This is a genomic window from Frankia sp. CoBUL1 (genome assembly GCF_978021245.1).
The window spans coordinates 1-6,745 of the sequence record NZ_CDXDOS010000190.1 but is presented as its reverse complement, the minus strand read 5'-3'; the positions used below and the strand labels follow the sequence as shown (position 1 = coordinate 6,745).

At 71.5% G+C, this 6,745-nt stretch carries 6 protein-coding genes; 2 read left to right on the top strand and 4 right to left on the bottom strand.

The genetic code is table 11. The annotated features are described in order from the left end of the window. Nucleotides 1-186 precede the first annotated feature (186 nt). The gene (locus AC08OX_RS13280) at nucleotides 187-1,416 is read left to right on the top strand and encodes an NAD(P)/FAD-dependent oxidoreductase (RefSeq protein WP_476608105.1); all 1,230 of its coding nucleotides are present in this window, start codon (nucleotides 187-189) and stop codon (nucleotides 1,414-1,416) included. Nucleotides 1,417-1,420: 4 nt separating this feature from the next. On the opposite strand, the gene AC08OX_RS13275 is transcribed toward AC08OX_RS13280, so the two are convergent. Then, nucleotides 1,421-1,822, bottom strand: coding sequence for a DUF3017 domain-containing protein (locus AC08OX_RS13275; RefSeq protein WP_476608104.1), 402 nt, complete (start codon nucleotides 1,820-1,822; stop codon nucleotides 1,421-1,423). Nucleotides 1,823-2,732: 910 nt separating this feature from the next. On the opposite strand from AC08OX_RS13275, the gene AC08OX_RS13270 reads away from it, so the two are divergent. Continuing rightward, nucleotides 2,733-3,056 carry a hypothetical protein gene (locus tag AC08OX_RS13270; RefSeq protein ID WP_476608103.1) on the top strand — a complete coding sequence of 108 codons (324 nt, stop codon included), beginning with the start codon at nucleotides 2,733-2,735 and terminating at the stop codon, nucleotides 3,054-3,056. 590 nt (nucleotides 3,057-3,646) lie between these two features. Here AC08OX_RS13270 and purH read toward each other — a convergent pair. The 3 genes from purH to AC08OX_RS13255 all read right to left on the bottom strand — a co-directional run bounded on the left by purH (nucleotide 3,647) and on the right by AC08OX_RS13255 (nucleotide 6,682). Beyond that, entirely contained in the window at nucleotides 3,647-5,293 is a 1,647-nt protein-coding gene (gene purH, locus AC08OX_RS13265) for a bifunctional phosphoribosylaminoimidazolecarboxamide formyltransferase/IMP cyclohydrolase (protein WP_476608102.1), read from the bottom strand. After that, a complete protein-coding gene (gene purN / locus AC08OX_RS13260) occupies nucleotides 5,290-5,940 on the bottom strand; it encodes a phosphoribosylglycinamide formyltransferase (protein ID WP_476608101.1) in 651 nt (216 codons plus the stop codon). Before purN ends, purH begins: the two co-directional genes overlap by 4 nt. A 196-nt stretch (nucleotides 5,941-6,136) precedes the next feature. After that, on the bottom strand, nucleotides 6,137-6,682 hold the full coding sequence (locus tag AC08OX_RS13255; RefSeq protein WP_476608100.1) for a helix-turn-helix domain-containing protein: 546 nt from the start codon (nucleotides 6,680-6,682) through the stop codon (nucleotides 6,137-6,139). Between the last annotated feature and the right edge of the window lie 63 nt (nucleotides 6,683-6,745).

The window sequence follows — 6,745 nt, the reverse complement described above, 5'->3', positions numbered from 1 at the left end:
GCCCCGCGTGACGAGCGCCCCGGAGAGAACGCCCCCACGGATACCCGAGGATCCGGCGTGGCCCCGGGAGACGGCCCAGGTCCGCGGGAACGGGCGGAGAGACGTGACAACGCGGGAACCGCGGGACCACGATACGTGACGGCGGGGCCGGTCAAGGATGCTGACACGATCACCGTCGCCACCCCGATCGTGCGCGTGGACGAGGCTGCCGACCTGCTTTCCCGTACGATTGACGTCCTTGTCGTCGGGGGCGGCCCGGCCGGCAGCGCAGCGGCTCTGGGCGCCCTGCGGGAACGCCCGGACGCACACGTCGTCATCGCCGACGCCGCCGAGTTCCCCCGGGACAAGACCTGCGGTGACGGCATCGCCCCACACGGCCTGGACGTCCTGCGTGATCTCAGCGTGACCGATGCGGTCGCCGGGTACCAGCCGGTGGACCGCATGCGCCTGCGCACCCCAGGGGGCGCCGAGGTGGCCACTCCCTCGGCCCGAGCCAACTACGTGGTACCCAGGGAGGTCTTCGACGCCCGTCTCGTGGCCGCCGCCCAGGCACGTGGAGCTCAGCTGATCCGGCGGCGTGTGCGCTCCCTGGAGTTTACCGACCGGCCGCGCCTGGACGGTCGGGGACGGGAGCCGGTCGTCGTGGTCAACGGCTCGCTCACGGCGCGGGTCGTCATCGGCGCGGACGGCGCAAACTCCGCGGTACGCCGCGGGCTCGGGCTGCCGGGTAACCCCCCCGGGGCAATGGCGATCGCCGTGCGGGCCTATACCGACGTCGCCTTCGGCGACGGCCCCCTCGAACAGTTCATACACATGACCGACGAGGGTTGGCCGGCCTACGCCTGGTCGTTCCCGATCGGCGACGGCCGTGCGAACATCGGCTACGGGATGCTGCGGTCCTGGCTGGCCGGCGGGACGGACGGAACGAGTGCCAAGACCGTCCTGCGTCGCACGCTCGCCCGCATGCTGCCCGAGACACCGGCGCACCCGGCCACGCTGCGGGCCCATCATCTGCCGCTGTCGACCCATCGCCCCCGGCAGCCGAACGGTCCCGTGCTGCTCGCCGGGGACGCGGCCTCCCTGATCAACCCCCTGACCGGGGAGGGCATCTACTACGCGGTGCTGTCGGGGTCGCTGGCCGGGCATGCCGCCGTCCGCGCGGCGCACCCGGCCGCCGCGGGCCGGGTCTACCGACGCGCTCTCGACGCGGAGCTGGGACGGCATCTGCGGCACACGGCCCTGCTCGCCGGTCTCGCCGGGCGGCGCCGCACACTGATGGACGCGGCGGTGCGGGCCGCCCGCACCCGTACCGAGCTGTACGACATGCTCGTCGAGATCGGGCTGGGCCGCGGCACGATCCCGACGAGTTCCCTGACCCGTCTGGCGATGCGGCGCACCATGACCGGCCTGCGCTAACCCGTCACGGGCCGACGTAGGGAACGGCGAATGTGAGGATTATCATAGATACTCCAAACAGGAGGAGAATACTCACATCGAAGACCCGTCCTCGCACCGCCAGCAGGCCGATCCGCCGTGCCGGCAGCACCAGACGGGCCAAAGCGGCCATCACCAGGACCACGCCGACGACCACCATTCCTCGGCGCCATCTGTCCTGGAAGACCAGCATCAGCCCGACGGTGACCCCGGCGAGCACCAACGCGAGGGTGGCCTCCTGCCGTAGCCAGCCGCCGATCCCGCCCCCGTCGCCACGCCTGCCGGGCCCGGCAGGCCCGGGCCCGGCGGATGCGCCGGGCGTGACGGGTGGCGGCGGGGAGGCAGCTGGGACCGGTGTTCTCCGGGATCCGGAGATGGTCCCTGCCACGGGTGGCCCAGGCTCCGCACCGACCGCCGGCTTCCGGTGCTCCCCGAGGCCGACCAGCGGGGAGGACACCGAACGCCACGGGTCGTGCGATGGGATGCCGTCGCCCGCGACCCGCTCCGGTGGGGACGATCCGGGCTGACCCGGGGCGGCCGGCGGGGCCGGTGTCGGCGGAACGGGACGGTCGAACCGGCGCAACCCGCGATACTCGGCAGGAAGGCGCTCGTCACGATCCTCGCTCGGACGGAAGACGTCAACGCGGGCGGTGCCCGGCCACGACGGACGCCGCCGGTCCGCTTCCGCCCCAGCGCGGCGCGGCGGCAGCTCTGCCCGCTCCGCCCGGGGATCGGGCGCCTCATATCCGCCGGAATATCCGCCGGATCGGTGCCGCCCCCCCGGCCCGGGGCGGCCTGGATCATCCCCGGGTCGAGCCGGGCCAGAGCGGCGCACCGCGTCGGTCACCCTCGCCTCCGGCAGCGGTCGAGATCTCCTGCTGGACAATGGTCCCGTACGGGACATGGTGGCGTCCCCGCCGCCATCGGCGACGACTTCCACCCGGGTGCAGGATGCATCGAACACCAATCCAACCAGGGCATCGGTCCTTACGGACATACGGTAGGCCGCCTGCAGCATCGGCGCCCACCGGCGCACGGGCGCACGCCGGGGCGGCGCACGGGTGGCCCGGGTGAACGGCCGGCCCGTCGGGCGGCGGATCCTCCACGACGGTGATCTGCTCGATGCCACGACCTGCTGAAGCGGGGATGACCTCCCTATATCACATGCCAGCAACCAAGGATACGATTACCCCATCCGAACACATCACGCGCACAATATGCAGCACCCCCACCTATAGGCATCATGCAGGCTTAGGGCAGACTTCCGGCCGCAGTGCCCAAGTGGGATGGAGCGTGACGTGACAGACGAATCACCACACAGCAAGAAGCTGCAGGAACTGATGTTCCGGGCCTGGGAGACCTTCGGGGACGCCCGACACCTGGACAGCGACGACCGGGTGTTCGTCCAGGCGCTGGCGAGGCAGACGGCGGATCGGATCTCGGTGCTCTACGGCGCGAGCTGGCGCGACGCCCTGGACTGGGTAGCCCAGCGCTATGTGCCGAACGGCGACCAGCCCGGCGGTGCGCTCGCGGCGGCGGCCAGCCCAACGGCAACGACGTCCAACGGCAGCGCCAGCGGGCGCCGGGGCTCGGCGGCCGCGGAGGCGAACGCCGCCTCGTGAAGTGAGGGCACCGAACGGCGCACGGCGCCGTTGGGCGGCACCACGGACGAACCACCAGAGCCACCAGAGCCGGTCGGAACATCGACCGAGGCCAGCCTGCCGGCGGGTCGGGACAGAACGTCCGGGGGCAGACGACCGGGCACCGATCAGCAGTCGTCCGATCCGCCATGGCCATCCGATCCGCCATGGCCATCCGGAGCGGACGGGAGGCCGGCCCGGCGCGGCCAGATTATCGCTGTCCCAAGCCGATCATCGATCTGACAGCGATCATCTACCGGAGGTCGACCGGCATCCCGGACGCCTGCCCAGTGCCCGACCGGACACGCGCGCCGACGGGCCGGGGGCACCCGGCGCCGTGGCGAGCACCGGGACCGGGACCGGGATCATCGGCGACACCGTGGAGCCGGCTCCTTCGATCGAACTGGAGTATCGGCGTACGGACGGGCATCTGCGATGGGGCCGCCGATTCCGGTGAAGACATGCGCCGGTGAAGACATGCGTGCCGGGGCCGCCGACGACCTCCTCGACAAAGGCTTCGGCCGATGGCTGGCGGAACACACGCCGGTGCCACCGGCCTGGGTGGCCCGTTGTCAGTGCGCGAAGTGGCGGACACCGCTGAAGTAGAGCGTGACGCCAGCCTCCCGGGCAGCCGTGATGACGAGCTCGTCGCGCACCGACCCGCCCGGTTCGACCACGGCCCGCACCCCTGCCTCGGCGAGCACCTCGAAACCGTCGGGGAACGGGAAATAGGCGTCGCTCGCGGCGACAGCCCCCTTCGCCCGGTCCCCTGCCCGGGTCACCGCGAGCCGGGCAGCGTCCACCCGGTTCACCTGGCCCATCCCGACTCCGACGGTGGCACCGCCGGACGCGAGGAGGATGGCGTTCGACTTCACGGAGCGCACCGCCCGCCAGGCGAACCGCAACTCGGCCAGCAGGGCCCCGTCCGCAGGTGATCCCGCCTCCAGCGTCCATCCGGACGGCTCGTCGCCCGGCGCATCGACGGCGTCCCGCGACTGCAGGAGCAGGCCTCCGCTGATCTGGCGCAGTTCGATCCCGCGCTGGTGCGGCGGCGGCGGGCACTCCAGCAGCCGGATCGACGGCTTACGAGAGAGGATCTCCACCGCGGCGGGTTCGTAGGCCGGTGCGACGACGACCTCGGTGAAGATCTCCGCGATCTGTTCGGCGAGCTCGCCCGAGACCGGACGGTTGGTCGCGATCACCCCGCCGAAGGCGGAGACCGGGTCGCAGGCATGCGCCTTGCGGTAGGCCTCGGCGATGGTGGCGCCGATCGCGATGCCGCAGGGGTTGGCGTGCTTGATCACGGCCACGGCGGGCTCGGTGAAGTCGAACACCGCTCGGCGGGCGGCGTCGGTGTCGGTGTAGTTGTTGTAGGACATCTGCTTGCCGTGCAGCTGACGGGCCGAGGCGAGGCCGGGCCGACCCCCGGCGTCGCTCTCCACGTAGAGCGCGGCGCGCTGATGGGGGTTCTCGCCGTAACGCAGGACCTCCGTACGGTGCCACTGCGCGGACAGCACGTCGGGCCATCCGCTCTCCCGCGCCACCTCGTCCGGCGCGACGACGCCGGCGAACCACGAGGACACGGCGATGTCGTACGCCGCGGTGTGGGCGAACGCCTTCGCGGCGAGCCGGCGGCGAGCGGGAAGATCATATCCGGATCCGCTGACTGCGGCGGCCAGCTCGGCGTAGTCGCCGGGTGCGACGACAACGGCGACCGACGCATGGTTCTTCGCCGCCGCGCGGATCATGGCCGGACCGCCGATGTCGATCTGCTCGATCGCCTCGTCCTCGCTCGCACCGGCGGCGACTGTCGCGGCGAACGGGTACAGATTGACGACGACCAGGTCGAACGGAGCGATGTCGAGTTCGGCCAACACCGCGGCGTGCTCGGCGTTACGCAGATCGGCCAACAGACCGGCGTGCACGTGGGGGTGCAGCGTCTTGACGCGACCGCCCAGCACCTCCGGAAACCCGGTCACGGTGCTCACCGGTGTGACCGCCAGCCCGTGACGGGCCAGGACGTCGGCGGTTGAACCGGTCGAGACCACCTCGACGTCGGCTGCAAGGAACGCCTCCGCGAGGATGTCGAGCCCGCTCTTGTCGTAGACGCTGACAAGCGCCCGTCGCAGCGGCCGCCGCCCGGTGGGGACCACTTCGCCGGGTTCGGATCCGCGGACAGCCCCGCCCTCGCCGGCCACACCTTCGCCCGATGACGTCATGATTCCTCCTGTACCCAAACTTCTGCCGATGCGGGAGACCCGTGCTCGCCCCGTCGATGTCCGGCCGGGGTCGAGTCGCCGCTCCCGGCCCGCACGATCCCGCCGATCGTCGCGACGAACAGTCCTCGCTCGACGCTCTGGATCCGTGCATGAAGTGTCTGCTCGGTATCGCCTGGCTCAACCGGCACCGCCCGCTGAGCGATGATCGGACCGGTGTCGACGCCTTCGTCGACCCAGTGCACCGTCACCCCGCTGACCTTCACCCCGGCGGCCAACGCGTCACGCACCGCGGTGGCTCCCGGGAAGGCAGGCAGCAGCGACGGGTGGGTGTTGATCGCCCGGAACCGGCCGATCACCCGGGCACTGAGAATCTTCATGTAACCCGCCAGGACCAACAGATCGGGCGCGAATTCGGCGATCCGCCCGGCCGTCGCGGCGTTGAAGGCATCCCGGTCCGGGTGGTCCTCGAGACGAACGGTGAACACCGGGACCCCCGACGCCCGGGCCCGCCGTTCCGCTCCGGTGCCGTAGCGGTCGGTGCCGACCGCCACGACCGCCGCGCCGAACCCGGGGTCCGCGGTTGCGTCGAGGATCACCTGCAGGGTGGTTCCCGCTCCCGAGGCGAGTACGACGAGACGAGCAGACACAGACACACTCCGTAAGCAGGATCAGGCGACGCGACGAGCCGCCCGCTGCGCAACCGCCACCTGCGGACGACGGCGGAACAATGGCCGGTCCGACTGTACTGACTCGACCAGCTCCGCCGCTCCCCACCGGAAACGCGCGCACCGGCGCCCGCCGGGCGCGGCCCGCCAGGCGGCCACCCGAGCCCGGGACTGCCGATCATGCCGCCGGGACCCATCCGGCGAGGAGATTTGCCAGCCACGCGTCGAGGGCCTGGGCGGACGGGACCTCGCAGGCCGCCGGAGACGACAGCCTGTCAGCCAACGAGCACAGCCCCGCACACCCGTCCTCCTCCGTGCCGCCTGCTGCGCAGGTGCACCCGACGGAGGCTGCGGGGCCCGCCCCTCCCTCGAAGCCCTCGTCGGGTTCGCCGTAGTCCCGCCCGTCCAGCAGATCACCCGGCCGGCACAGGTAGAGCTCAGCCAGCCGTGACAGGACCTGCGTGGAAGGCGCCCGGCCGCCCTTGGCCGGCCAGCTCTCCCAGTACGAGAAAGTCTTACCGGTCTTGGCCAGCCCAGAACCGGGCCACCGCTCGTTCCAGCGGCGTGCGGCCTCCTCCTGCGTCCAGCCGTGCGCGAGGCGGAACGCGACGAGCGCGCTCAGGTGATGGCGGGCCTGCAGTCTTCGGGCGATGCGACGATAGGACCAGCCCAGCTCCCGCAGGCGGAGTGCTTCAGCCCGGATACGGGCGACCGTGACCGCCACGACGACCTCCGTGAAGATGATCCAGTGCGGTCACGGTAACCGGCTGCGCGGACAGTTTTCGGA

Coding starts and splice junctions, on each gene's coding strand:
- purH (WP_476608102.1), bottom strand. CDS start 5,293: ATGACGTCATCGGGCGAAGGTGTGGCCGGCGAGGGCGGGGCTGTCCGC.